This window comes from Pacificoceanicola onchidii (genome assembly GCF_004804335.1).
Classification (GTDB): Bacteria; Pseudomonadota; Alphaproteobacteria; order Rhodobacterales; family Rhodobacteraceae; genus Pacificoceanicola; species Pacificoceanicola onchidii.
On sequence record NZ_SRXY01000010.1, the window covers coordinates 106,086 to 130,982 of the forward strand.

Annotated in this window: 26 protein-coding genes and 2 pseudogenes; 15 read left to right on the forward strand and 13 right to left on the reverse strand. The window is 56.0% G+C overall.

Annotation, left to right across the window (positions count from 1 at the left end; translation table 11 throughout):
• Positions 1–122 precede the first annotated feature (122 nt).
• From E4662_RS21935 to E4662_RS21960, 6 genes are all read right to left on the reverse strand, one after another.
• A complete protein-coding gene (locus E4662_RS21935; RefSeq protein WP_136443776.1) occupies positions 123–434 on the reverse strand; it encodes a Dabb family protein in 312 nt (103 codons plus the stop codon).
• Between the two features lie 65 nt (positions 435–499).
• The gene (locus E4662_RS21940) at positions 500–2,008 is read right to left on the reverse strand and encodes a sulfatase (protein ID WP_136443777.1); all 1,509 of its coding nucleotides are present in this window, start codon (positions 2,006–2,008) and stop codon (positions 500–502) included.
• Between the two features lie 16 nt (positions 2,009–2,024).
• A complete protein-coding gene (locus tag E4662_RS21945) occupies positions 2,025–3,647 on the reverse strand; it encodes an arylsulfatase (protein WP_136443778.1) in 1,623 nt (540 codons plus the stop codon).
• A complete protein-coding gene (locus tag E4662_RS21950; RefSeq protein WP_136443779.1) occupies positions 3,644–5,170 on the reverse strand; it encodes a tripartite tricarboxylate transporter permease in 1,527 nt (508 codons plus the stop codon). The genes E4662_RS21945 and E4662_RS21950 overlap by 4 nt, the downstream gene beginning before the upstream one ends.
• 9 nt (positions 5,171–5,179) lie before the next feature.
• Entirely contained in the window at positions 5,180–5,671 is a 492-nt protein-coding gene (locus tag E4662_RS21955; RefSeq protein ID WP_136443780.1) for a tripartite tricarboxylate transporter TctB family protein, read from the reverse strand.
• A 92-nt stretch (positions 5,672–5,763) separates the two neighbouring features.
• Positions 5,764–6,771 (reverse strand): Bug family tripartite tricarboxylate transporter substrate binding protein, encoded by a 1,008-nt coding sequence (locus E4662_RS21960; protein WP_136443781.1) that lies wholly within the window; start codon positions 6,769–6,771, stop codon positions 5,764–5,766.
• 385 nt (positions 6,772–7,156) lie between these two features.
• Between E4662_RS21960 and E4662_RS21965 the strand changes: the two are divergent.
• The 6 genes and pseudogenes from E4662_RS21965 to E4662_RS21990 form a co-directional block, all read left to right on the forward strand.
• A pseudogene (locus tag E4662_RS21965) lies at positions 7,157–7,686 on the forward strand (transposase); the annotation flags it as partial.
• 203 nt (positions 7,687–7,889) lie between these two features.
• Positions 7,890–8,648 (forward strand): electron transfer flavoprotein subunit beta/FixA family protein, encoded by a 759-nt coding sequence (locus E4662_RS21970; RefSeq protein WP_136443782.1) that lies wholly within the window; start codon positions 7,890–7,892, stop codon positions 8,646–8,648.
• On the forward strand, positions 8,648–9,571 hold the full coding sequence (locus E4662_RS21975; RefSeq protein ID WP_136443783.1) for an electron transfer flavoprotein subunit alpha/FixB family protein: 924 nt from the start codon (positions 8,648–8,650) through the stop codon (positions 9,569–9,571). Before E4662_RS21970 ends, E4662_RS21975 begins: the two co-directional genes overlap by 1 nt.
• Positions 9,572–9,583: 12 nt before the next feature.
• Entirely contained in the window at positions 9,584–12,109 is a 2,526-nt protein-coding gene (locus tag E4662_RS21980; protein ID WP_136443784.1) for a phosphoenolpyruvate carboxylase, read from the forward strand.
• 166 nt (positions 12,110–12,275) lie between these two features.
• Positions 12,276–12,509 carry a hypothetical protein gene (locus E4662_RS21985; protein ID WP_136443785.1) on the forward strand — a complete coding sequence of 78 codons (234 nt, stop codon included), beginning with the start codon at positions 12,276–12,278 and terminating at the stop codon, positions 12,507–12,509.
• 101 nt (positions 12,510–12,610) lie between these two features.
• Entirely contained in the window at positions 12,611–13,360 is a 750-nt protein-coding gene (locus E4662_RS21990; protein WP_206080338.1) for a hypothetical protein, read from the forward strand.
• A gap of 21 nt (positions 13,361–13,381) precedes the next feature.
• On the opposite strand, the gene E4662_RS21995 is transcribed toward E4662_RS21990, so the two are convergent.
• Positions 13,382–13,639 carry a helix-turn-helix domain-containing protein gene (locus tag E4662_RS21995; protein ID WP_136443786.1) on the reverse strand — a complete coding sequence of 86 codons (258 nt, stop codon included), beginning with the start codon at positions 13,637–13,639 and terminating at the stop codon, positions 13,382–13,384.
• Positions 13,640–13,712: 73 nt separating this feature from the next.
• Between E4662_RS21995 and E4662_RS24485 the strand changes: the two genes are divergently transcribed.
• The 9 genes and pseudogenes from E4662_RS24485 (at position 13,713) to E4662_RS22035 (ending at position 20,822) form a co-directional block, all read left to right on the forward strand.
• Entirely contained in the window at positions 13,713–14,111 is a 399-nt protein-coding gene (locus E4662_RS24485; RefSeq protein WP_206080339.1) for a hypothetical protein, read from the forward strand.
• Positions 14,112–14,259: 148 nt separating this feature from the next.
• On the forward strand, positions 14,260–14,613 hold the full coding sequence (locus E4662_RS22005) for a hypothetical protein (protein ID WP_067927679.1): 354 nt from the start codon (positions 14,260–14,262) through the stop codon (positions 14,611–14,613).
• A 43-nt stretch (positions 14,614–14,656) separates the two neighbouring features.
• Complete coding sequence (locus E4662_RS22010) at positions 14,657–15,271, forward strand: lytic transglycosylase domain-containing protein (protein ID WP_136443788.1); 615 nt, start codon at positions 14,657–14,659, stop codon at positions 15,269–15,271.
• Entirely contained in the window at positions 15,268–15,561 is a 294-nt protein-coding gene (locus E4662_RS22015; RefSeq protein ID WP_136443789.1) for a TrbC/VirB2 family protein, read from the forward strand. The genes E4662_RS22010 and E4662_RS22015 overlap by 4 nt, the downstream gene beginning before the upstream one ends.
• Positions 15,554–15,832, forward strand: a complete 279-nt coding sequence (locus E4662_RS22020; RefSeq protein WP_136443790.1) for a VirB3 family type IV secretion system protein — start codon at positions 15,554–15,556, stop codon at positions 15,830–15,832. Before E4662_RS22015 ends, E4662_RS22020 begins: the two co-directional genes overlap by 8 nt.
• On the forward strand, positions 15,822–18,197 hold the full coding sequence (locus tag E4662_RS22025; RefSeq protein ID WP_136443791.1) for a VirB4 family type IV secretion/conjugal transfer ATPase: 2,376 nt from the start codon (positions 15,822–15,824) through the stop codon (positions 18,195–18,197). The genes E4662_RS22020 and E4662_RS22025 overlap by 11 nt, the downstream gene beginning before the upstream one ends.
• The gene (locus tag E4662_RS24170) at positions 18,194–18,361 is read left to right on the forward strand and encodes a hypothetical protein (RefSeq protein ID WP_168798048.1); all 168 of its coding nucleotides are present in this window, start codon (positions 18,194–18,196) and stop codon (positions 18,359–18,361) included. Before E4662_RS22025 ends, E4662_RS24170 begins: the two co-directional genes overlap by 4 nt.
• 55 nt (positions 18,362–18,416) lie before the next feature.
• A pseudogene (locus E4662_RS22030) lies at positions 18,417–19,355 on the forward strand (lytic transglycosylase domain-containing protein); the annotation flags it as partial.
• Positions 19,356–19,742: 387 nt separating this feature from the next.
• Entirely contained in the window at positions 19,743–20,822 is a 1,080-nt protein-coding gene (locus E4662_RS22035) for a TrbL/VirB6 family protein (protein ID WP_136443792.1), read from the forward strand.
• A gap of 561 nt (positions 20,823–21,383) precedes the next feature.
• Here E4662_RS22035 and E4662_RS22045 read toward each other — a convergent pair.
• The 6 genes from E4662_RS22045 to E4662_RS22060 all read right to left on the reverse strand — a co-directional run bounded on the left by E4662_RS22045 (position 21,384) and on the right by E4662_RS22060 (position 24,707).
• Positions 21,384–21,605 (reverse strand): helix-turn-helix domain-containing protein, encoded by a 222-nt coding sequence (locus tag E4662_RS22045; protein ID WP_136443793.1) that lies wholly within the window; start codon positions 21,603–21,605, stop codon positions 21,384–21,386.
• Between the two features lie 125 nt (positions 21,606–21,730).
• On the reverse strand, positions 21,731–21,949 hold the full coding sequence (locus E4662_RS22050) for a helix-turn-helix domain-containing protein (protein WP_206080340.1): 219 nt from the start codon (positions 21,947–21,949) through the stop codon (positions 21,731–21,733).
• A gap of 114 nt (positions 21,950–22,063) precedes the next feature.
• Positions 22,064–22,417, reverse strand: a complete 354-nt coding sequence (locus E4662_RS24370) for a hypothetical protein (RefSeq protein WP_240705288.1) — start codon at positions 22,415–22,417, stop codon at positions 22,064–22,066.
• A gap of 43 nt (positions 22,418–22,460) precedes the next feature.
• Complete coding sequence (locus tag E4662_RS24375) at positions 22,461–22,931, reverse strand: MobA/MobL family protein (protein ID WP_240705296.1); 471 nt, start codon at positions 22,929–22,931, stop codon at positions 22,461–22,463.
• 160 nt (positions 22,932–23,091) lie between these two features.
• Positions 23,092–23,598, reverse strand: coding sequence for a MobA/MobL family protein (locus E4662_RS24380; protein ID WP_338113519.1), 507 nt, complete (start codon positions 23,596–23,598; stop codon positions 23,092–23,094).
• A gap of 119 nt (positions 23,599–23,717) precedes the next feature.
• Complete coding sequence (locus E4662_RS22060; RefSeq protein WP_136443836.1) at positions 23,718–24,707, reverse strand: nuclear transport factor 2 family protein; 990 nt, start codon at positions 24,705–24,707, stop codon at positions 23,718–23,720.
• Between the last annotated feature and the right edge of the window lie 190 nt (positions 24,708–24,897).

Below are 24,897 nucleotides of genomic sequence, written 5' to 3' on the forward strand. Positions count from 1 at the left end.
AGGCTCTTCGATGGGGCCTTCGCAGTCAAGTTAATGGCGGCATCTCACGCTGGACTAACTGTTCGGATAGTCTTCCAAAACGTCAGCCCAGCCATTCTGATCAGCTAGTCTTCTCAGTTGTTTCAGACTTCGATATCAAACACAAAGATGCCATCTATACCGCCCTGGGCGTTATCGACGATACGTTTCCCGATGCTTTGGTGGACACTGTCGACCAAATAAGCGTCCCGGACAGACTCGTCTTTGAAATCAAACCAAAATAGGTCACGGAAACCGCGCACCAATTCGTCTTCAACGCTTACGTTCGCTCTGCTTTGAAAGTCAGATATACCGTCGATGTGGCCTGAGAGTTTCGCCAGATCCGCGTAAATCCCTTGCTTGATGTCTGAACTGGTTCCGTCGTTGAATTTGACGGCGACAATGTGTCGGATCATGGGAATTCTCCTGATGTTTTTGAATTGGTAGGTTGGTTTCTGGCCCGAAGGTTAGAGGCCGGTGTCTAAAGTCCGATACGGCGATAAGCCTCTTCCGGCGCGTGATGACGTGTCATGAGATCACGCAGCGCGTTCTCAAGCCGTTCGACAACTTCTGGTGCCTCAATCGGGGTGTATTGCCCAGGGTCGCTCTGTAGATCATACAAAACTGTTTCGGTTTCTCGTGGCGTTCCCATACATGGCACGGATATCGCTCCATCCTCCTCCGCCCGGGCGGGGATTTTCATCAGCTTGAGGCCCTGAGCGAATTCTAGCGGTTCGGACAGTTGCAACTCAGCAAGGTTTTCGACCGAAAACGCTTCTTCGAGATGCGTTGGCATCAATGTATATTCATAGAGTTCCTGGTTCGAAATCTCTTCAGGATACTTGAAATAGGTATAGCGCCCGTCAGTGACATTAACGGCTCCGCCGAACACCCCATAGGCTACGGCCGAGTGGCCTTGAGCATCCTCAGCTAGCAACGGGGTCAGGTCCTGTCCTTCGACATTGTCCGGGATCGGCGCGTCGAACAACGATAAGATGGTTGGCATCAGGTCCATCGTCTGGGTCAGTGCCTTGCGGGAGGTGCCGCCCTGATCCGCGTGATCCGGGTGGTAGATCATCAGAGGAATGTTGGCGATTTCATTGTAGTAAGGCGTGATATTCTTGGCCCACCACTCATGTTCACCCAGCAGGAACCCGTGGTCAGTCGCAAGTATGACCACCGTATCTTCCCAAGCATCAATGCGATCCAGGTGGTCAAGCAACTTGCCAAAGTACTCGTCGCACATTTCGACGAGGCCTGCATAATTGTTGCGCAGCTCTTCAATCTCTTCGGCGCTTTCGCTGACCTTGTCATAGCGGGGCCAGTCGAGAATGGGCCCCTCATAGCCGCTGTCCCTGCGTCCCTGAAACCTCTCGGGTGACCAGAAAGGTTCATGTGGGTCAAAGCACTCCAAATGGCAAAGCCATCCGTCCTTGTCGCCGTTCATGTCAAGAAACTCGTGGGCCGACGCCATGCATTTGGCCAAAGGCATATCAGCCTCTTCGGGCTGGTGTTCACGGCTGATCATATAGGGCAGGTATTTTTCGTCCAAGCCGTTGGTCTGCGTGCTGTGATACATCTCCCGGAAACGCTCCAGCGGTGGTTGCACCATCGCTTTCCAGCGGTCCTTTTCCTGTCCGCGGATGAAGTCAAAGCTGGAATATTGCGTGTGGTAGGTCGCACCGCCTTCCATCCAATAGTGCGAATGGTCGGTGATCATGTGGCTCCAGATACCTTGATCTTTCAGAGTTCGGATCATCGAATTGTCGAAAGGTTCGAGAGGGCCCCAGGAACGATGCATGAAATTCAACCGGCCTGTGTGCAGATCCCGCCGCGCCGGCATGCAGGGCATAGAACCGACATAGTGGTTGTCAAACCGGACGGATTTTTGTGCAAACCTGTCAAAATTGGGCGTCTCGATCCAATTGCCGCCATAGGCCCCAATTGCATTTCGATTGAGCGAGTCAAACAGGACAAAGAGAACCTTCATGCATCCGATCCTATAGTTATTTGGTATTGCCGTTCAGATCTGTGTCCCGGCCGTACCGTGCCTCGGCCATTTGAACGACGTCTTCCCAGGGGCGGACCCCCAGATTATGGGCCCAACCGCCGTAGTCCTTGATCATCTGTTCCCGCATGGTGGCGTGGCGTGTGCTCAGGTCATTCAGCTCGGTCCGGTCTTCGATCATGTTGTGGAGTTCCCAGTCCTCGCCGTGCTTTCGGACCAGTTTCCAATCGCCAATTCGCAGGGCTGAATTGCCTTCATGTTCCCAGAAGATCGGACGCTCGCGCTGCGCGTGTTCCTTTTTGAAAACGCCCGCAAAACTCTCCCCATCCAGATCCTGAATCGGGTGACCGCCGTATTCCGACGGGTATGGCGTGCCTGTTATTTCGAGGATTGTCGGCAGAATATCCACCACATGCCAGGCCGTATGAGCAAAGCCACGTGTCTCGATACCATCCGGCCAGTGAGCGACCATCGGGGTCGAAATACCGCCCTCGTGCACCCAGTGTTTATAGAGACGGAATGGCGCGTTGGAGACATTGGCCCAGGGCAGATCATAACTCATGAAGGTATCGGCACTGCCCGGCCGCAAAGACGGGCGGTTGCCGGAGTTGATCTCGCGTCCATCGGGCAGAACATCCGGGAAAGACTTGCACCAACCGTCTTCGGCCAAGAGTTCCGCGCATCCGCCATTGTCGGACAGGAACAGAATGAGCGTGTTGTCTTTGACGCCCTGTTTTTCCAGGCAGTCCACAACGCGTCCGACCCCGGCATCCATCCGGTCAACCATGGCCGCATAGACGGCCATCCGGTCCGCTTCCCAATCCTGGTTTTCGGTATGCTCCCAGGGGCGCGCGTTGGCGTCGCGCGGCGAAATCTCCCATGGGTTTTGCAGCGCGCCGAGAGCAATCATGCTCTCGTGCCGGGCGGTCCGTATCTTGTCCCAGCCGTTGCGATAAACCATGTCATATCGCGCTATGTCTTCTGCCGGCGCATGCAGTGGCCAATGTGGGGCGTTGTAGGCCAGATACATGAAGAATGGCTTCTCATCCTCGACGGAATCCTCGATCATGTCGCAGGCTTTGTCGCTGATCGCATCCGTCAGGTAGAAATCATCGGAGGTGATCTCTATCCGGCTGTCGTCTTCCATCAAATGATGCGGATGAAAGAAGCTCATCGCTCCGTCAACCATGCCAAAGAACCGGTCAAATCCACGCTGACGCGGGGATGGGTGGTCGACGTCTCCCACCCGCCAGTTGTCAGCATCACGCGGTTCGAAGTCACCACCGACATGCCACTTGCCCGACATCAGCGTGCGATAGCCGTTTTCGCGCATGGCCTCCGCAATTGTCACGGCATCATTGCGCAACTTGCCCTGATATTCCGGCAGTCCGAAGTCCACCGCCATAAACCCGATCCCGGCCTTGTGTGGATATAGCCCAGTCAACAAAGACGCACGCGTGGGACAACAGCGCGCACAATTGTACATGGAACTGAATGTGACCCCGTTTTTTGCAAGTTTGTCGATGTTGGGCGTCTGGATTTCGGATCCCATCAGGCCCATGTCGGCAAAGCCCATGTCATCAACAAGTATGACAATAACATTTGGACGGTTGCCGCTCATTGGTTGGACCCTTTCACGACTTCAGCAGACTTCCAGAACATCAGCTTTGCTTTCAAAGCAGGCGGCACGAATATCCAGGTAAACACGGCAACGTTGATGGCCATGATCGTTGCGCTAATGGGGCGTTCGAAGAAGATGCCGTAGTCTCCGTTAGAAAACAGCAGCGAACGGCGCAGGTTTTCTTCGCATATTGGCCCAAGGACGAGGCCGATCACGACAGGCGCAAGCGGGTAGTTTGCCCGACGCAGCAGATAGCCAATGATGCCGAAGCCCAGCATCGTCCAAAGATCGAAAACAGACCAACGGATGGAGAAGGTGCCAACAATGGCCAGCACTGTGATGATCGGAATAAGCTGGCGCTTCTTGATCCTCAGTGTGAATGCAAACAGCGGTGCCAGCCAAATACCCAGAAAAGCCAGCGCGACATTGGCGAACAGATACGCAAGGAAGATGCCGCCGACGATATCGATGTGATTTTCAAAGAGCGTCGGGCCAGGGAAATACCCGATCAGAATAAGCGAACCCATCAGCACGGCCGCTGCCGCGTCACCGGGCACACCGAGCGCGAAGGATGGGATCAGCGCACCGCCACAACAGGCGTTATTGGCACTTTCAGTAGCAATGACGCCGTTGGGCTCCCCTTCGCCAAACTTCTCGTCCGGTCCTGCGTTTGACTTGGCAATCGCATAAGACGTGAAGGAGGAAATAACCCCGCCAGCTCCCGGCAAGATGCCGAACAACGTGCCGACGGTCGAAGACCGCAGAAGGTTCTTCCATCTCGGCACAAGTGCACCAAGCGATTTGAAGAAAGGAACACGACCGGCTTGACCGTCTTTCTTTTCGTCCAGCCCTCCGCGTTCGATTTCCAGGAACATCTCGGAGAAAGCAAAAAGACCAACGATGACGGCCACAATATGGAAGCCACCCAGCAACGCATCGGTCCCGAAAGTGAAGCGATTGTATTGCGAGAATTTGTCGGCGCCAAAGGTTGCGATAAAGAGACCAAGCGCTGCGACCGTGAGGCCTTTGACTGCGGAACCCTGCGAGACAATCGAAACACTCAGGAGCCCCATCAGAGTGATTGCGAAATACTCAAAAGGGCCAAACTTCAGGGCAACATTCGCCAGCAACGGCGACAGGAAGACCAAGAAGATCCCGCCGATTATGCCGCCAACGGCCGAAGCCGCGACTGCCAGGCCGATGGCTTCGCCGCTTTTGCCTTTGGCGGCCATGGGGTAGCCGTCCAGCAGAGTGGCAGCGGCTAGCGGCGTGCCGGGTATCCGCAACAGGATGGCGGAAACTGCGCCTCCACAGCTCCCGCCCACATAGACTGCCACCAAAAGCGACATGGCTGCCACCTGGTCAAGATAGACGGCAATCGGGGTAAGCAGCACGATCCCCATAAGCGGCCCCAGACCGGGCAGCACGCCGATTATCAGGCCGGCAAATGTGCCGACAGTCACCATCATGAGCGCTTGCGGTGTCAGAAAGCCTGGTAGGCCTTGGCTCAGAATCTCAAGCATCGGGCAACCTCAGAAAATTTGGCCCAGTCGGCCGACCGGGAAAATGACGTTCAATCCACTCTCAAAGACGAAGGCCAGCAAAAGCGAGATAATGATGCCGAGTAGAGCTGCTTCGACCCATCGGGCGCCGAGCAGCCGGAAAAGTAAGAAAAGGAAGATCGGCGTGGAGATGTCGTAGCCGACAAACCGCAAAACGCTCAGGTAGATGGCCACCAGAACCAGATGGAGGATGGCCTTGATGCGCAATGCCCGGTCATAGTCCGGCATGGCACCTTCTTCGGATGCATCACTGACCATTCCCGCGATCTGGGAAACCAATGTCATTGATGAGAGAGCGATCAATCCCCAGGCGACGATACGCGGGAACAGGCCTGCGTTCTGCAATGCGTCACCGTCGCCATAACCGGCGTCGACGAAAACGGTCCCGGTGTAGATCAGGATGGCAATGCCTATCCCCAACAACGTTATGGCAACTGCAAATTCAAAACTTCTTGAAGTCATGGTCTCGCCCCCACTTGCAAACCCGTCAATGCAACACTGTGCCCCCCCCTAAAGGGAAGGAAAAGGGGGAGGCACAGCATCTCTAGAACAACTTAATTGTTTTCTAGAGCTTCCTTTTCCCAAGTCAGGGCGTCCGTCGCCGCTTGGAGCATTTCTTCAACCGGACCAACTACTTCTTCGTATTGATCAGCGGTGTAGCCATTCATTACGAAGCCGAGGTCCGCCACCTTCTGGCGCACATCCTCGCGTTGCATTGCGGCAAACTGGGCGTCGCGCATCTGTTCGACGATGGCATCGGGAGTTCCAGCCTTAACCACCCACCAGGTCCAGCCCACAGATCCAAGTCCACGCAATGGGAACTCCGGCATAAATTCGTGGATCAAGGGCGCACCGCCGTACCAGTTCTGGGCATCATTCGCATCTGTAAGGACAGCTTCGACCCGAACGTGAGACTCGTTGGCCCTGTAGGCACCTGGCGTCGTTACGACCCAATCGATGATTCCTGCGCGCAGATCCTTTACGCCGTCAGCCGTTGCTGAATACGGAATATGTCGGCTGAGCGTGTCATTGTGGCGCATAACCATCGCACCGACCATGTGCGGCAATGCAACTTCAGGTCCGCCCGAATATCTGGTCGTGCCGGGGTTATCCTTTAGGTATTGGATCAGCGAAGGGAAGTCCGTCCACCGATCTTCATCAGCACGCGAAATGATTGCAAAAGCATTGGACACACCGAAGTGGAGTGGAATGAAGTCTGTATAGGAATGATCAGCATTTCCGTTCATTGGCGCGATCACTAGAGGTGCCAGATAGCCATCGATCAAAGTGTAGCCGTCTGCAGGTTCAGCAAGCGCGGTCTTGAAGGCATTCATACCACTGGCGCCAGTCATTGATACCGTGTTGATTGCTACTCCAAGTTCCTCACCCATCGCTGTAGCGATGATCTGACTAGCGGCAAAAGTCGGACTGCTCGTACCCCACGGAAAAACGTGCGTGATTGGACGTGAGGGGTAGTCCTCATCTGCAAATGCAGCCATTGGCATTAACGCCAGCGTCCCTATCGTTACAAGCTTTTTTAAATAACCGGTTAGTTCATTCATTTTGTAGCTCCTCCTCCAGGGCCATGAATCTCGTGCTAGAAGTTCTCAGAAAGCGAGATGATTCAGCTCAAAAGTGTCAGCAATACAAAATTCTTACAAGTTCTATTAATTCATAAATCTATAACTTTTTGTTATATTTCCGGCGATCCAAAAATCACTCGTTGAGCTTCTAAGTGGAACTTCATTGATTGAATATTCTCCTTGTTATCATGAAATCCCATATCGACCTCAGATTTCGTCCGAGCCATGTTTCTCCGTAAAAATTTGCTCTTTGCTACCTAGATGGTTGGCGAGGTGGCGGGTGCAGTGCCTCCTGAAAACGTCCGCGTTTTTGGGTTGGAAACTTTCGATAGGTTTCCCACGGCCGGGAGAGGAGCGGATAGCGATGAAAGAATCCAAATTTAGAGACGCGCAGAAGGCATTCATCACCAAGCAGGGCGAAGAAGGAACACCAGTTGCTGAGATCTGTCGGAAGGCTGGCATCAGCCAAGAGACGTGCTTCAATTGGAAGAAGGATTACGCTGGGATGGTACCGACGGACATGAAGAAGCTTCGTGAACTGGAGGACGAGAACAGGCGGCTGAAGAAAATCGCCGCTGACTTGTCGTTGGACAAGGAAATGCTTCAGGACGTTATCAAACGAAAGCTTTGAGGCCTGGTCGCAAAAGAGCGCTGCTTGATGAGATCGGAACCGACTGGCGGGTGTCGATCCGGAGGGCGTGTGGTCTTATCCGGTTGGATCCTCGGACATTACGGTACAAGTTTCGTCGGCGCGACCATGCCGCGTTAGAACAGGGGGTCAAAGATATTTGTGTGACACGCGTGCGGTTTAGCTATCGTCGCGTACATGTGCTTCTGCGCCGGGAGGGTTGGGAGATCAACGCGAAGAAGAAGACGTATCGTGTTTACAAGGAGTAGGGAATGCAGTTGCGTAATAAGACAGGGACCCGCATCTCTTCAATTCAGTTGAATTGTTTGGAAAGAACCTCGCTTAGAAAGTCGAAAAACCAACGGTGATGTTTGCAGCTTCCTAGTTCAGAAAAAAATTTTGACTCGGCCGCGAGGACCTTCTAGTAACCATTTAGTTACTAACATTCGTCCAACAGGAGAAGCGGCTGATGAAGGTATTGGTGCCTGTCAAACGTGTGATTGACTACAACGTTAAGGTTCGTGTGAAGGCGGACGGGAGCGGGGTTGATCTTGCCAATGTGAAAATGTCGATGAACCCCTTTGACGAGATTGCGGTCGAAGAGGCGATCCGTCTGAAGGAGGCCGGCAAGGCCGAGGAAGTGATCGCGGTGTCGATCGGCGTCAAGCAAAGCCAGGAGACCCTGCGCACAGCGCTGGCCATGGGCGCGGATCGTGCGATCCTGGTGATCGCAACGGATGATGTGCATCAGGACATCGAACCGCTGGCCGTTGCCAAGATCCTTAAGGGGATCATCGACGAAGAGCAGCCCGGCCTTGTACTGGCAGGCAAGCAGGCGATCGACAACGACATGAACGCCACCGGCCAGATGCTGGCAGCCCTTACGGGCTGGGCCCAGGGCACATTCGCCTCTGAGCTGGACGTGGACGGCGACACCGCCACGGTGACACGCGAAGTCGACGGCGGTTTGCAGACAATCAAGGTCAAGATGCCTGCCATCGTGACGGTTGATCTGCGCCTGAACGAACCGCGTTACGCATCGCTACCCAACATCATGAAGGCCAAGAAAAAGCCTTTGGACGAAAAGACACCCGCCGACTACGGCGTGGATGTTGCCAACCGTCTTGAAATCGTCGGCACCAAAGAGCCAGAAGCCCGCGCCGCTGGTATCATCGTTGGTTCGGTTGACGAGCTGGTCGAGAAACTCAAAGAAGCGGGGGCTGTGTAATGGCTGTTCTACTTTTTGCAGAAGTCACCGACGGTGCACTGAACATGGATGCCACGGCCAAGGCAATGACCGCGGCCAAGATGCTGGGTGATGTTACGATCCTGTGCGCAGGCGCAACTGCCAAGGCAGCCGCGGACGAAGCGGCCACACTTGGCGCCGCCAAGGTCTTGCTGGCTGAAGATGATGTGCTGGGCCACCGTTTGGCCGAAACCACCGCTGATCTGATCCTGTCACTGGCTGGCGACTATGACCACATCGTCGCCCCCGCCACCACCGACGCTAAAAACGTGATGCCCCGCGTCGCAGCCCTGCTGGACGTGATGGCAATCTCGGACGCTGCGGCAGTTGTTGATGCGGACACGTTTGAACGCCCGATCTACGCGGGCAACGCGATCCAAACGGTGAAATCGTCCGACGCCAAGAAAGTCATCACCTTCCGTACATCCACATTCGATCCCGCTGAAGCTGGTGGCTCTGCCGCGGTTGAGGCTGTCGCCGTTCCCGGTGGGTCCGGCCTGTCCGAGTGGGTCGAGGACAAGGTTGCCGAAAGCGATCGCCCCGAATTGACATCCGCTGGCGCTATTGTGTCCGGCGGCCGAGGTGTCGGTTCTGAGAACGACTTCAAACTGATCGAGGCCCTGGCCGACAAACTGGGCGCGGCTGTTGGTGCGTCCCGCGCGGCGGTCGATTCCGGGTATGCACCCAATGACTGGCAGGTTGGTCAGACCGGTAAGGTCGTCGCGCCTGATCTTTATGTTGCGGTCGGCATCTCCGGCGCGATCCAGCACCTTGCTGGTATGAAGGACTCCAGAATCATCGTGGCCATCAACAAGGACGAAGAAGCGCCGATCTTCCAGGTCGCCGACTTCGGCCTGGTCGCTGACCTCTTTGATGCCGTGCCTGAGCTGACCGAGAAACTGTGAAGGCGCACTAATATGAATGAAGTAATCGGCCGCTCGGTTTTCAACAACTCTTCATCTGAGACATTCAAGCGATTGGAGGCATGCCTTCTAGAGGTGATTTCCCAGCATGAGTCTGAGAATTCAGCGGCTGATTGCTGTTCTGCAGCATCGGAGGACGGCACGAATCCCACTGGAAACCCTGCCACCCTCCGAATGCTTGGTCTGTTAATGCTGTTTCACAACCTTTCGATGGCATTGGCATCCGTGAGATCTGACAGTCTTCCAAATCTTGAAGCATTCCTGGCCGACATCGAGAGTGAGGGACAGGAGCAGAACTGTGGAGCTATTCAAGACTTCAAAGTTGAATTCGTTCTGACCGCCCATCCCACCGAAATGCAGCGCCAAAGCATCCTGCGCCTTTTGCGTGCTTTGCTCGAAACGCTGATGCGCTCCGAAGATGCTGCGGATAGCGGTGAGGTTCGCGATCTGGTCGAGCTCCTGTGGTTAACTGCGCCGTCTAGAAGTGGGGCATTGACGGTAAAAGACGAGATCGAAAACGGGATTGCGGCATTCAAAAATTCGATTATATCGGCGTTGCCCGGAGTGTTGGCCACACTGGGCAGATATCGTAGCAATCCTCAACGCAGCTTCAATTTTTCTACCTGGATTGGCGGTGATCGGGATGGCAACCCGTTTGTAACAGCAAATATCCTACGCTTTGCGGCAAAGCAGCAAAGCGACGCGATAGCGTCCTTTTATACTTCCGAACTTTTGAAGCTTGAAGAATTGCTGTCCATCTCCGACAGCCTCGTGAATATTCCCGAGGATCTACTTGAGCTGGCCGCCTCGCATCCAGACGCACCCCGGCACTATGCCGATGAGGCGGTGAGATGTGCTTTGTCGGAGATTAGGAGAAAGGTGCAAGAGCGCCTGTTTGCAACGCCACAAGAACTGCACCAAGATCTTCAAATCGTCCACGGCGCACTGTCAAAAATCAAACTCAAAGGGGGACTGGCGGACCGTCTCGAACACTTGATGTTGTCCGTCTTGGCGTTCGGTTTCCATTTGGCGAGCATTGACCTTCGTCAAAACGCTACAATCCACTCTCAAACCGTAGCCGAAATTCTCGCTGATACAGGTGTGACGCCGGACTATTCTTCACTCACTTCCGCGGAACAGACCGAGCTCTTATCAGACCTCTTGGCAAACCCGATTACCTATACACCCAGCCCATCTTCGGAACTTTCGGAAATCGCGCAATCGGAGATCCAAATCCTATGTGCTGCCGATGAAATTCGCACAGTTACAGGCCCGGACACTATTCGATATGCGATCATCTCGAACAACCGGACAAGTCAGAACGTTCTGGAGCTGTGCTTCCTGCTGGATACGTTCGGGCTAGGAGGGGCGTCCGGTGTGCAAGCTGTGCCGCTGTTTGAAACCATTGCAGATTTGCGACGTGCACCTGCCATCATGTCCGAGCTAATTGAGTGCTCCCAGTACATGAAGCGGCTCGGCGAAACTGGCGGCGAACAATTGATCATGCTTGGGTATTCCGACAGCAACAAGGACGGCGGTATCGTTACCTCTCGCTGGGAGACGGGTCGTGCCGAGCAGGCACTTGTCGATCTTTTTCAGAAGCACGGAATTCCGGTTCGTTTCTTCCATGGACGCGGTGGTTCAATTGGACGCGGCAGCGGCACAACAAGACAGGCAATCGAGGCACAACCCGCTTCGAAATCGTCGTTGCGCTTTCGAGTAACCGAGCAAGGCGAGGTCATATCAAAACGTTTCGGCACAAAGGAACAAACCAGCCAACATCTTAATGAAGTCGCGGTCGAACTTCTACAGTTTGCCAACAGGCCTAATATTGTGGAAAGCACCAACAATAGCAGAACTGAGATTTTAGACCGGTTCTCACAGCACGCAAATGACAGCTACCGGAAACTCGTCTCTGACACGCCCGGCTTCTTCAACTATTTCAATCAGGCAACGATCTTTCGATTTCTGCCACACCTTAACATAGGCTCGCGCCCGGTTAGTCGTGGCGCAATGAATGAGCTTGGGCAAATCCGGGCAATCCCATGGGTCCTTAGCTGGGCACAGAGCCGACACATGCTTCCCGGCTGGTTTGGTTCTGGCTCGGCGTTCGCTCAACTAGACCCTACCGAGTCAGATATTCTGGCGCGGCATTACAGCGATGACCTGCGATTCAAGAGTGTAGTGGACGGAATTGGGTTGGCATTATGCAAGTCTGACATGAGGGTTGCCAAGGATTACAGCTCATTAGTTACTGACAAAAGAACACGCCGCAGCGTCTTCAACGCGATCTTTGCTGAATGGGAATTATCGGCTGCGTGGTTTACGAAAATCACTGGAACCGACCCGTTAGATATGGATGAGCAATTCGCAGGACGTCGTCGGTTGCTTGAGCATTTGAACAGCGAGCAGCTCTTGGCTCTACAGGAGCTTTCCAACAAACCCGATGACGCAACCCAACTGAGAAATCTCAAACTAACGATTTCTGGAATTGCTGCGGGGCTCGAGCATACCGGATAAAATATTTAACATAAATTTCATTATGCGATTTCTCATAAGCAACTGAAAACATGATATTATTACCCTTCTCTGGCAGAAAACGATCAACACCATCGCATCTATTCGAGGAGCTCCGGTAGCACCGTGCAGTTGGCTATAAGATCGCTGGATCGGAGTATCGTAAAGAGTGACAGAAGATCTGAAAGAAGCAACGCCTATCGGACGGCTGCTGGGTGCTTTCGGCGAAACGCTTGCGTGGGTCTATCGTTGGAACAGCATGGAAATCTCGCTCCTCTGGCTGTCCGACATGCCTGTTCCAGAATCCATGGTATTTGCGCCCCAACCTGGTTGTGATCGTGCGACGCGCGATGACGTCGTGGGGCTACCAAGAGCTCTTCGTGCCGACGATGACAAAGATTGAACTGGGTTGGCAGCGATCGCTCTCAGAGTTGGATACACTTCGCGTGACAATGATATACTTTCGTGATATTGGGAGCTGACTGTCACGCTCAGAGAGACGCCATGACCAACATATTTGCTCGCGTATTCTTGGCCTTGGGAATGAGTGCGTTGTCTCTCATTTCTTTGCCGAGCAGAGCTAGCGCTCAGACTTACCCGATCGATTGTGCAATCTTACTCTGCCTTTCTGGCGGTTGGCCCGCTTCAGTTCCATGTTCGCGAGCTCGGGCCGAATTCATTTGCCGCATCACCCCTTGGCCTGTTGAGCCACCGCTGCAGATTTGGCGTTGCCCGATGGGCGCGTCTTTCGGCGTTGACAGCACAACACTACCCAAAGCTCAGCTTTACGACATCTTTGCAAGCGAGCGATCCCCCCAGCCACAGAGTTTCCCAACAGCGTTAGAACACATCAATCCCCGGCCCATTCCTGCTGTCATTCGCCTGAACGGTACGCAAAGCACCACACGCCCAGAAGGTTTAGCTCTGCACCTCGTGCAAAACCGCGCCGATATCGACATCAGCGGGCCAGAATTCAACTTCGTGCGCTCCATTCGGGTCTTTGATGTCCGCTATGCGAGGCAGCATGAATCTGGCCGAGACGGTGATTGCAACCGAAGTGCAACCGTTGTTTTAGGAACTTACGGTACCCAAGGCGACTTTTCCTGGGCTCGATCCACACTGACCGCCCTGCCCGACGCGCATGTCGGACTCGAACGCTGGGGTCAGAATTGTCCCAGCATTTATCATCGGTCGGTCTTTGTGGATTGGCGTGACTACGACGGAAACTACGGTTTCGAGCAAGTAAATTACTGATTTGACGGCCACTTGGATTCGTCAGATCCGATGGTCTGGCTCCGTCGCTGATTCTGTTGCCGCCAACAGGCCTGCCGTATCTGTTCCAAGGGCCCGCGCTAGCACGATCAACTCCACCACATCGATCCGACGCTCACCACTTTCGACACGCGCCACGAACGATTGATGCTGCTTCAGCCGTTTGGCCAGTTGATCCTGAGTCAATCCAGCCGTTTTCCGCGCCGCAATCAGTGCTTCGCGGAGTGCTTCATGTCCTGAACTCCTGATCGTCTTTGCCACGCGTCACAAACCTCTTGTGACCGGGCTAATCTACTTTATAGATTATCTAAAAAGTGGATATTCATAGGATTCCATGGAGTTACTTTCTGGATGCAGTGCGATTGGTAGAAGACCAAGTTACTTTGATCACGGTCTGTCTAGCTGCGCGCCTTGGAACTCAGTCACCGGCGATCTGAAGGAAGCGACCGTAGTCCTGGCTTACCTCCTGAGCCTCCTTGAACGCTCGTTCACGTTCCTCATCCAGGCACCGAAAGTAAGCTTGGATATCTCGGATGTAGAATTCGAAGTCTTGACGAATGAGTTCTCGAAACTGATGCGCATCATTCGGATCGTCAGGAACAAAAGGTCGTTTTGGAGCAAGGCAAGTTTCGGCTTGCGCCTGGTCAACAAAAACCATCAACGCCGCAAATGCCCATGGAAGGCTGGAAGTGCACAACCGGAGGTTTCTGAAACCCCATATTTCCTTGAATGAATCCACCGCGCATGCCTAATGGGTGCGCAACCAAACTACAGCCGCAGCACAAAATTACATCTTGCGGTTGTTAATATACTATCGTAACACTGGGCTTCAAGTGGGAATGCCCGGGCGTTGCGTCTTTTGAGAAAGCGTGAGCCGGGCCATGAACTGGGACATCGAAGCACCAAATGTGGTTACGGAAGCACGTTTCCGCGAACTCGTGGAAAGTGGCTATAGCGCTGAAATCCTGTGCCAGGAGTCGGCACATAAGAAAGGCCCGAGCTATTACGGGGTCTGGATCATGCGTGTCGTCTCTGACGATGGCGTGGAGAAGCTGCTGGTCACGGCCCGTACCCGGACGACCTACAACGACATCAAGATCCGCGAGTTCAAGACCATCACGGGCGTGGTGTCCTTCCTCATCGGCATCGGCTTTTCCCATGCCGATGTCCCGCTCGAAGAAGGCCAGCGGACAACGCACAAGTTGGCTGCGACCGACAAGGGCGGCAGCAAGTAGCCTTCTCCTTTTCTGGTATCTCGCGTGTCCCGCCAATGCGCAAATGGTGCTGGTCATGGAGAGCGATGGCTCTCTGACCCCGACGCGTTCCCAGGACAGCTTTGCGCGCAATTACAATGACGGCATCGCTCAGGGGTCTGCTGCTGATGAGTTGGCGATCTTTGGTGAACGGGACGCTGAACCTGAAGACATCCAATTGGTCGCCCTTGCTCGACCTGCGCCCCTACCCCGCGCCGATCTACTCACGGCCATCGAGGCTACTGCCTTGCGCTATGCTGGCCATCCCGGGCTGCGCCGCGCGGAGCTCTCGGTCCGAGACTGGCTGACCCTCTACCGCGCCAATATCGAGATCGAGAGCGCCTACCGGCAGGATGCGGTCTCGAGTGCAGGCGCCATTGGCCTTGGTCAATTGATGCCAGCAACGGCGCGCGACCTCGGTGTCGACCCGCGTGATCCGCTTCAAAACCTCGACGGCTCCGCCCGCTATCTTGCCATGATGCTGGAGACGTTCGGCGATCCGCGTCTTGCGCTAGCAGCCTACAACGCCGGGCCAGATGCGGTCCGCCAGTATGGCGGCATTCCCCCCTACAGAGAAACCCAGAACCACGTGGCCCGTGTCATGGCCGTCGTGGCCCGATTGGAAGGATCAAATTCATGAGACAGATTTCAAACCTCTTTGTCGCCTCACTAGCGCTCTTCTTGATCGTCGCAGAACCGGCCATCGCACAAAGTATCGATCTCTCCCCGATCCAAAGCCTGCTACAGGGTATCGTCGATGCGCTGACCGGCCCGCTTGGTGTTGTCATCGCGACGCTCGCTGTTCTCGGCGTCTTCTTGAGCTGGTTCTTCAATATCATCGACCTGCGTCAGGCGCTCTGGGTGCTCGTCGGCATTGCAGGCGTCGCTGCCGCCCCCACCATTGTTGCCGCGGTTTTTGCCGGTGGCTGAGCGCTCGCCTCTCTTCCTCGGCCTCGTGCGGCCGCCAAAACTTCTGGGCCTGCCCATCATGTACGCGATGGTCTGGCTCTTTGGCTCGGTGCTGCTCTTCGTCTGGGTGCAGCACATCGCGGTGCTGGGCGTGGCCGCCCTTCTCTATCCTGTGCTTTGGAAGGCTGCGGACTGGGACCCGCGCTTCATCGACGTGATGATGACCGCACTGCAGGAGACGCCACCGACGCGGAACCGTTTCATCCATGGCGGGGACAGCTATGCGCCCTAGTACAGCCTTGGACGAAACGGTCGATCTCCGCACATTGACTCCCGACTGGTATGCCCGCGAAACCCGCCTCGCGCATATGCTGCCCTATGTCAGCCTGGTCGATGACCGCACCGTGCGGACGCGGGTGAACGAGCTTTTTCAGTGCATCCGGCTCGATGGGGTGAACAGCTATACGACGGATGATACCTATCTCGACAAGCTGACCGCGCTCTTTGCCCGGATCATCGCGCAGCTGGGGCCGGAGTTCAGCTATTACGTCCATAAGGTCTCGAAGGCGATCACGCCGGACCTCGAACCCGTGCGTGAGGACAGTTTTGCGGGAGAAGTCGACCGGCTCTGGCGCGCAAAACTCGAGAGCAGTGGCCTGCGCGACAAAACCTTGACGCTTACGGTCATTCACCGCCCGCCTCCTAAGAGCGTCCTGCCATTCCTGAATCGCAGCGCCCCCGATCGCCTCAAGGAAGCAACCGAGAAGCGTCTGCGTCGCTTGGGCGAGGCCGTGAGCGTGTTCCTGTCAGGCCTGACGGAGCTAAACCCGCGCGTGCTGACTTCCGAGAGCGGCGAGTTGATCGGCTTTCTGGGCGCGCTCAACACAGGACAGGAATTGCCGCTATATCCCGCCAATACCTACGGCTTTCTGGCATTCAACGTTGCCAATACACGTGTGACGTTTCAAGGCGATCACTTCGAACTCTCCGAAGGCGTCGTGGGCCAACGCTACGGCAAGAGCTTTACCATCGGGGAATATTCCGAGGCCACATCCTGCACCATGTTCGACATGCTGAACCTGCCGGTCGACATGATCGTCACGCACTCTTTCACGCCGATCAATTCGAACCTCATGGCGGGCCGCATCAAGCGGCAAAAGCGCCAGATGCAGGCCAGTCAGGACGCGGCTCTCTCGCTTATGGAAGCGCTCGACATCGCCGCTGATGATCTCGAAGCCAAACGCCAGAGCTTCGGTGAACACCACATGGTCGTGACGATCTTCTGCGACACGCTCGACGAACTACAAACCCTCAGCGCCGAGATCGCGAACGCGGCCGCCGCCGAAGGCGTGAAGATGATCGGCGAGCGGGTCGCGGCGAAGGCGCATTACCTCAGCCAGCATCCCGGCAACCAGCCCAAGCGCGTGCGCGCCAGTGCGATCACCAACCGCAACTTTGCGGATTTCGCGGCGTTTCATCGGACGCAGCTTGGCAAGCCTGCTGAGAAGACCCCCTGGGGCAAGGTCATGACATTTCTGCCCACGCCCGAACAAAGCGCCTACCGGTTTTCCTATCACGAGCAAGGCAGCCCCGAGAAAGAACCGACCAGCGGGCATACCCTGATCATGGGACGGCCCGGCTCGGGCAAATCGGTCCTCTCGGCCTTTCTCATGACGCAGGCCCGTCGAGCAGGGGCGCGGATCTTCGTCTTCGATTACCGCCTCGGTATGGAGATGGCGGTCCGCGCCAATGGCGGGCGCTACGCCTCCCTGAAAGCCGGGCAGCCCACGGGCCTCAACCCGCTCTGGACAGAGACCGATGCGCGCGGCACCGCCTGGCTCTCGGACTGGCTCGCCACCCTACTCTATCGTGCCGACAAGTCGCTGACGCCCGCGCAAACAAACCGCATACAGGAAGTCGTGCGCCAGAACGCTCAGGCCTCCAACCCGGCCCTTCGGAACTGGCGAGATTTCGCATCGCTTTTCGTCTCCACCGATGATCGCGGCGATCTGCACCAGCGATTGCTCGAATGGACAGACGAGGGCCGCTACGGCTGGATTTTCGGACAGACTCTGGAAGACACGTTTTCACTCGAGGGGGATGTGGTCGGCTTCGATCTCACCGGCATTCTCGACAGCGAGGCCGAGAAGGAGCGCATGGCCGTGCTCTCCTATCTCTTCCGCCGGGTCGAGCGCGAGATCGAGGACCGTCGCCCCACGATCATCGTGATCGACGAGGCCTGGAAGGCGCTCGACAACGCGTATTTCGCGGAGCGGCTGCCGAATTGGCTGGTGACCGCACGCAAGCAGAACACCGTCGCGGTGATGATGACGCAATACGCCAGCCAGCTCGAGCGCACCCGGACTGGCAAGACCATTGTCGAGGCGGTGCCGACGCAAATCCTGCTCCCGAACATCCGCGCCCATGCCGCCGATTACACGATGCTGAACCTCTACGAGAAGGAGCTCGACGTGCTTCTCAACACCGGCAGCGACAGCCGCCTTGCGCTCATCCGCGACGACCAGGGCTCGATCGTGGTCGATGCCGATCTGAGCGCGCTTGGGCCCAATCTCACGATCCTCGGTGGCATGGAAAAGGGCGAGGCCTTGGTCGGCCCCGACTACCGCGACCGCCCTGACTTCTGGAGGCTTTTATGACACGCATTTTGTTGCTTTTCGCCGCGCTCGGCGCGCTGACCTCCTGCGCCCAGTACCAGGAACCGCAGACCAATTGCTTCACCTTCCTCGCCTCGACAGCCCCTGTCGCGCCGGATTGCACCTTCACGCCCCTTGGAGCGCCGGAGGGTGACATTGAAGTGTAGCCTGCCCCATATCCTGACCCTTTGCCTTCTGCCCGGTCTCGCCTTTTCTCAAGGCGTGCCGACCAATGACAGCGGGTTGACCGCGCGCGATATCGTCGAAACAGGCGATCGCGAGGCCGACCTCGCCATTCAAGCGGACAAGCTCTCGGTGCGTGAACTCATCGCCGAGATCGAACGCGAGCAATTGGCCACCCTGCAGCGCATCCTCGATGCCCAGACAAGCTTCGGCGGTCAGGGACTGCCGGCGATGGTCTCGGGGCTGGAGGGCGGCAGCGGCGATCCGGACCGCTCCGTCGAGGCGGTCTATGGCAATGCGGAAATCGATCCCAATCCCGGCGGCGCACAGATGTTCGGGGATGCGGCAGAAAACATAGAGCAGCTTATCATCCGCGTCGCGCAGGAGACCAGCGGCTTTGCGGGCGTGGGTCGTGCGGGTCTCTCGCCGGTCCAATGGCGGGCCCTTCTGCAGGCGCTCATCTGGCAGGAAAGTCGGTTTACGATTGGGGCGCGGTCTCCCGTCGGCGCCTTTGGCCTCACCCAGATCATGCCCGGCACGGCCAGCGATCTCGGCATCAACCCGGAATACTATGACAGCCCCTACCTGCAGGTGCATGGCGGCGCGCGCTATCTCGCGGCGCAACTGAACACCTTCGATGGCAATATCATCAACGCGCTCGCGGCCTACAACGCTGGCCCCGGACGGGTGTTTGAATATGGCGGTGTCCCGCCCTTTGCCGAGACCCAGCACTACGTCCAGGTCATTCCCGAACGCTACAATCTCTATCTGAGCCGCATCGGCGGGATCGAAGCTCTCGGCACGATCGACCCCGCGCTTCTGGCCAATGCCAACCTCTCGATCACCGGGCATGGCGCGGCATTCTATGGCAACAACGCGCCCGCGGCGATCCGGCAAGCCGCCCTACGCATCCAAGACATCGTCGAGCGGATTTCCGAGACGGAAGACGTGCAGGAAAGCATCGCGCTCAACACCTATGGCCTGATCGTCGTTCTCTGCGCAACCGCTGGCGTTGCTGAACGGAACCTGATCCCAACTCTCGATAACCAGCCAGATGTCTGTCCCGACCAGCCTCCAGAGCCGCAGTGGATGCAAGACATCGCTGTACGCGAGTCCCACAAGCGGCTCCTGATCCAACAGATCTATCGGGCGCAGAGCAAGCAACGCATCGTTGAAGCCCAAAGCTGTGAATGTCCAACGCGGTATCCGACTTGGGAGGCAGCTGAAGGCGTCTACTTCGAGCATTTCGCCGCATCTGAATACTGGGACATCGTGGAAGCGACATCAGAATACCGACGCCAGGCCAATGAACTTCGGCGTGAAGCCATGCCAATCTGCGAAGCCGCTGGAAACTGGTAGAATTCCATGAGCGTCGTCACCTACTTCGTAGAAACGGCCGAAGGCTATCTCAATTCCGCTGCCGAGACGCAATTTGGAGCGGTCGCCGCAACAATCGGAACGATACTCGTCCTTGGCACTACACTCGTTGTCATTCTGGTTTTCATCAACACGATCTACCAGTATCGCGTCATGGACGGGCCTACGGCCTTTTGGCTCGCCGTGAAGATTGGACTGATCGGCGCATTTGCAACCAACTGGGTGCAGTTCAACATCATTGCTGCCGCGATCCTGAATGGGATCGACAGCATTGCCGGGTCGCTCGTGGCCTCTGTCGGCGGCGGATCACCCGGCCCATCCGGCACCTTCGCAGAAGAGTTCGACAACCTGATCGCGGCGCTTGGGGAGTATCTGAATGCCGCGGGGTCTGAACTGAACTGGATGGCCGGTGCCCTGCTGGACACACTTGGGGTTCTCTTGCTCTCGATACTTGGTGGCTTGGCGGCGTTTATCGTCGTTGCGTCCAGGCTCATGATCGCTCTGCTGATCGGGATTGCACCGATCATGATCTTCCTGACCCTTTTTGAAGTGACCAAGGATTATTTCACGCGTTGGCTTTCAGCGCTGATTTCCTTCGCAATGTACCCGATCGTTGTTGCCGGCGTGTTCGCGACCATCACGGGTGTCTCGCGTGCGCTACTTGCTGAACTGGGCGACCCGGAAGGCGCCTCCAACATCGGCGCGCTCATTCCCTTCTTCATGATGGTACTGATGGCAAAGGGGTTCATCATAGCAACGCCCTTCCTGGTTCGGGCGATTTCCGGAAACATCATGATGCCAGCGCTCTCTGCTGGATTCGGTGGCAGCTATGCCTTTGCTCGAGGGCTTGCAGGAAGCCAGCAAGTCTACAACCGATACGCCATCGGAGGTGCAACGGGGGCGGAGTATGCAGCTCTGCGTGCGCGACAATTCCTTGGTGTCCAAGCGTTGCCCAGCCGACCCAATTCTGCGGGCGGACCAACTGCGGCTCCGTCCGGAGACGGGACCGGGACTGGCGCTCGGATGCTGGCACAGCTTTTAAGGTTGGATCGCCTCGGCAGGCGGTAAGGCGACAACGATAAAAAACCTGCGAAAACTGCAAAGGTTTTGCCGGGAATTTTTGCCCAAGCTAAGTGGCGGATCCTAGGAGGGGCAGGGTGTAGTGTCACAAACCACCAATTCAGTCGAAAAACCCTGCCTACCACACATCTTGTTTTTGCGCTGGCCACACCCTCCCAACCCGCTGTCATTGTGGGCTTAAACAGTGTTTTTATTTGTCGGTGTTTGGAACCGCTTCAACCCTCAGAGCGGAACCATTTAGGCCATACGTATTAGGTTCTGAGCGGTGGCTTCGGGCGGGGGACTCTTCATTAGTTTCCTTATCTGGATCATTGACCAAGACAAAGGACACACTTTCCCCTCCTTCTCATAAACACCGCGATATTTCATCTGGCCATCGAGCGGATCGCGCACTTGATCGTAGCTAAAACTGTGCTGGGTACCGGTCTCGATCCAACGTCTGACACCTGCCTGGCTGACCAGGATCAATGGCTCACCTTGGAGTGGGATAGTTTCACCCACATAAAAACTTCGTCCATTTTCTAGTCTCAATTCCCTGTCATTCTGCCATCATTTCCTTGGCTCAGCGACAAGAGTCAGCGACGCCTGACTAACAATGTCCAGAGCATCAGAAAACTTCATTTCAAGCGGATTAAGGTCCACGATCTTTCCGCCGCCCATGGCGCGCCGAAGATCGACCAGAACCGCTATGATTTCTGACGCGTCGCCCGTTTCCAGTGCATCCGACAAAAAAAGCGCTCTGACTTTCGCATTGCCCAGGTGGTCGCTCATACATCCCGAAGCAGAACTTGTTACACGCGACTTCATTTCGTACCAACTCCACCCCCAAAATGGGGTTGACCCTGTTTAGCGGGGAAATGGTCAGTTTGCAACTTTCCACACGAATTTAAATCGCTTCAGCGCAACGCCGCGGGAAGCACAGGTGTAAGCTGATCGAGAAACAGATCGCACGACACGTCCAATGCCTTGAGAATAACCAAGAGCTCCACGACATCGAGCCGTCGCTCTCCCAGTTCGTATTTCCCTACAAACGATGGCGGCTTACCAAGCTTCAATGCCAATTGCGCTTGAGAATGGCCGCTGGCTTCGCGTGCGCTTCTGAGCGCAGCGAGCATGACCGTGTAGGCTTCTGTGTGGACACTTCCTGACAATTCTGATCATCGCTGTTTGAGTGGTCCAAGCATCTACCCCTGATTTGGGGGCAACCCCAAAAGAGGGGTGCCACAGGCCTAAAGCGCCTTCGTCGGGCCCCGATCCTTCTTGACCTCGCGATCCGTCTTCTGGTCGCGCTCGTCCTCGATCTCCAGCTTTTCACACGGCTTGTTCAGCACGCCTTTCCGCCGCTGGTTCAAAGACAGCTTGCGCGCTTTGCGCCGTGTGTCCTCGCCCATGTCATTCTCGCCATGACTAAACAGCTTGTGAACCACCACTTGACTGTCGCGGCCCGCGTCCTTTTCCATGATCGCCTTCAGCCGGTTACGCGCGTAATTGAGTTTTGCTGGCTTAGGCACATCGTCCAAGTTCCGCGACCGATCCACGAAACGCGCCAAACGCGCTTTGAAATCATCCTGGCCTCGCGGCATGTCCCGATCCGCCTCTAACACGGCCCTGCCCCGCATCCCGCTCTCACCCGGAGGTCTCCCGTGCGATGTCCAGCCGCTCGCGCATTTCATGGAAGGCCTCGCGGGCAGCGTGAACCGCCCTGCCCCGATCTGTAACCGGGACATACTCCCGGCCATCGCGCTCAACAGCGCGCCTTTCACGCCGCTCCATCACATTGGTCGCCGGTCCCAGCTTCACTTCCGGATCACGGTCAGGTTCCTCGGCCTTCTGCGCATCACCTTGGCTCTGTGCCTCCACCCGCTGCGCTTCAAGGGACCGGTGATCGACCTTAGCGACCTCCCCTGCCATTTTCAGCGCCTGGTTCAGCAGTTCGGCCCAGAGGCCGCGCATTTGCTCGATCTCGGCTCCACCGGTTTTCGCGGAATCGCGAACACGACTCTTGGCCGCAAACCCCTCCAATTCCAGCTTCCAGGTAGACGTCAGAACATAGGCATGGTGGTTGCGCTGGTCGCCCTCACAGTGGGACGTATGAATCGCAACATCGACGGCTACACCTTAGTGATCCATGAGCTGCTCGGCAAACTGGCAGGTGATCTGTGACCGGGCTTCGGCGCTGATTTCAGATGGCAGTGCCAGCTCCAATTCGCGGGCGGCGACGGGTCTCGCTTTCCTCGGCTGCATACCTGTCTTGCGCCTAGGACGGAGCGTCTTTGGGGGTCAAGACAAAGATTTCATCGACGCCGCGTTTGGCGAAGTAATCGTGGACCCGCCCCTCCCGCTGGTACTCGATGCGCTCGACGACACGATAGGCCGCTGCTGACTCCCGCCCATCCCCCGATATGGACCACCGGGCCAGCAGGCTTTCTTCCGAAGGCCAGCGCCCCAGAACACTGGGGCTGGAGGGAAAAAACAGCCCGGCTGAAGTGTGCAACGCACCTCTGAGGCAGGGGCTGGCCAGTGACCTGCCCCCACCGCGAGGCGCTGGCGTGACATAGCGAGACGCAATCCAACCGCCGAGGTTGGCCCCGGTGAGGTTGCGTAAGTGGGCCCTCAGAGGCGCCACGAATCCTGCTGATGAAGAAAGTGCGGGGGTCGGGAACGGCCCATAGCGGCCGTCCACCCTAAGTCCGCGATGCTGCGGTTGCAGCCCACTTTCCCGACATTCGCTGCGCGTGCAAATTCTGGAGCTCGATGAACTCACAGATCGCGGACGTAGTTGCCATAGCTCGGTTCAATTTGAATGTCCGCAATGGCTGCAGACATTCTGAAGTCCGTGGCGAGATTTACCGACGAATTTTTTAACTGATCAAGTTAAGGGCATTAGTTTTGACCACTCTGCCAGTTTGGTAATGGATCAAATCCCAATTGCAGCAAGACGTGCGGAACATCCACGAATACCCAGTTTTCAACAAGAAGGCTATCTTCCCGACGCCACCAGTCGCAGACCCGCATAAAGACCCTTTCGTTTGTGGGACTCTGACCCAAGAATGGTTTCACGTTGACACCAGTCAGGGACGGCCAACCACCTGAGCACGTGTAATTTCCGTCTCCATACCTTGTGAAATGCTTGGTCATCCCATTGTTTTTCGTTCCACCCGACCATCCTTCAAACTGCGATTCAAAAGGGACTTGGAACGATGCAAATTCCTCAATACCCACAAAGCTTCCAAAGGCGCCCGGGCCATACCACATCATGTTGTCGTGCCAGTAAGGTCGCCACGCCTCATCTTCGGTCGCCAGTTTGTTGAGCATATCCGTCACGATCTGATAACTGCGTTGGCCCTCGGCCAGATCGGTGACATCCTTAAGGAAGCCGTCTCTGCTCGCCGGTCCTTGGATTAGCCCTGTGTAGCCGCGCGATAATCCCGGCCCCATGGGCAAGGGCCATTGATTGCACGCGATCATCAATTCCGGAATGTCGAGGTAGATATAGCTTTCGACCACCTTGCCTTTCTCGATGCGGTGAAACTCGCCATAGCGCAGATAGCTTAGCGTGCCGGTTGCCTTGATGCCGATCCAGTCTTGGGCAAACTGTCCCACATAGTAGCCTGTGGAACTGATCCAGTCCTGTCCTTCAAATTGACCCGCCATGAAAATGTCGTCCCTTCTATAAAGTCCGTCAAAAGACTGCTGTAAAGGACGCAGGAACGTGTCGAGGTATTTGTCTGCCCCGTGCAGTTCGTTGAAAGGGTGGACAACATTGATGTTGGCGTCCGCAGCGAAGAACGCGGCAATTGCGCCAGAAAAATCGTTTGGATGCCTTAGGGCCTCTGCATAGCGCAGATAGAGTGAACGGTCATGTGATGACATGATATTTCCTTTTGAATGCTTTGATGTGGTGAATCTGGTTACTTGTAACCCGGCCCCGCACGCATTCTGGCAAAAGGAATTCGACCCGGACGCCTTGAGCGCACTGCAAGCAAACGCAGGGCTGCGTTTTCCGCAGATGATCGCACGGAAAGAAGGCTTTTTTGTCCCATAGGCCGACAGTAGCGCTTTT

What these genes read in the sequence shown, in the direction of transcription:
- E4662_RS24485 (WP_206080339.1), top strand. Translation starts at nt 13,713, where the DNA reads ATGGAGTTACTTTCTGGATGCAGTGCGATTGGTAGAAGACCAAGTTAC.
- E4662_RS22050 (WP_206080340.1), bottom strand. Translation starts at nt 21,949, where the DNA reads ATGCTCGCTGCGCTCAGAAGCGCACGCGAAGCCAGCGGCCATTCTCAA.
- E4662_RS22045 (WP_136443793.1), bottom strand. Translation starts at nt 21,605, where the DNA reads ATGAGCGACCACCTGGGCAATGCGAAAGTCAGAGCGCTTTTTTTGTCG.
- E4662_RS24370 (WP_240705288.1), bottom strand. Translation starts at nt 22,417, where the DNA reads ATGCCGCGAGGCCAGGATGATTTCAAAGCGCGTTTGGCGCGTTTCGTG.
- E4662_RS22035 (WP_136443792.1), top strand. Translation starts at nt 19,743, where the DNA reads ATGAGCGTCGTCACCTACTTCGTAGAAACGGCCGAAGGCTATCTCAAT.
- E4662_RS21990 (WP_206080338.1), top strand. Translation starts at nt 12,611, where the DNA reads ATGACCAACATATTTGCTCGCGTATTCTTGGCCTTGGGAATGAGTGCG.
- E4662_RS21945 (WP_136443778.1), bottom strand. Translation starts at nt 3,647, where the DNA reads ATGAGCGGCAACCGTCCAAATGTTATTGTCATACTTGTTGATGACATG.
- E4662_RS21955 (WP_136443780.1), bottom strand. Translation starts at nt 5,671, where the DNA reads ATGACTTCAAGAAGTTTTGAATTTGCAGTTGCCATAACGTTGTTGGGG.
- E4662_RS21935 (WP_136443776.1), bottom strand. Translation starts at nt 434, where the DNA reads ATGATCCGACACATTGTCGCCGTCAAATTCAACGACGGAACCAGTTCA.
- E4662_RS21975 (WP_136443783.1), top strand. Translation starts at nt 8,648, where the DNA reads ATGGCTGTTCTACTTTTTGCAGAAGTCACCGACGGTGCACTGAACATG.
- E4662_RS24170 (WP_168798048.1), top strand. Translation starts at nt 18,194, where the DNA reads ATGACACGCATTTTGTTGCTTTTCGCCGCGCTCGGCGCGCTGACCTCC.
- E4662_RS21940 (WP_136443777.1), bottom strand. Translation starts at nt 2,008, where the DNA reads ATGAAGGTTCTCTTTGTCCTGTTTGACTCGCTCAATCGAAATGCAATT.
- E4662_RS21970 (WP_136443782.1), top strand. Translation starts at nt 7,890, where the DNA reads ATGAAGGTATTGGTGCCTGTCAAACGTGTGATTGACTACAACGTTAAG.
- E4662_RS22010 (WP_136443788.1), top strand. Translation starts at nt 14,657, where the DNA reads ATGGTGCTGGTCATGGAGAGCGATGGCTCTCTGACCCCGACGCGTTCC.
- E4662_RS21950 (WP_136443779.1), bottom strand. Translation starts at nt 5,170, where the DNA reads ATGCTTGAGATTCTGAGCCAAGGCCTACCAGGCTTTCTGACACCGCAA.
- E4662_RS22005 (WP_067927679.1), top strand. Translation starts at nt 14,260, where the DNA reads ATGAACTGGGACATCGAAGCACCAAATGTGGTTACGGAAGCACGTTTC.
- E4662_RS21980 (WP_136443784.1), top strand. Translation starts at nt 9,584, where the DNA reads ATGAATGAAGTAATCGGCCGCTCGGTTTTCAACAACTCTTCATCTGAG.
- E4662_RS21960 (WP_136443781.1), bottom strand. Translation starts at nt 6,771, where the DNA reads ATGAATGAACTAACCGGTTATTTAAAAAAGCTTGTAACGATAGGGACG.
- E4662_RS22060 (WP_136443836.1), bottom strand. Translation starts at nt 24,707, where the DNA reads ATGTCATCACATGACCGTTCACTCTATCTGCGCTATGCAGAGGCCCTA.
- E4662_RS22025 (WP_136443791.1), top strand. Translation starts at nt 15,822, where the DNA reads ATGCGCCCTAGTACAGCCTTGGACGAAACGGTCGATCTCCGCACATTG.
- E4662_RS22015 (WP_136443789.1), top strand. Translation starts at nt 15,268, where the DNA reads ATGAGACAGATTTCAAACCTCTTTGTCGCCTCACTAGCGCTCTTCTTG.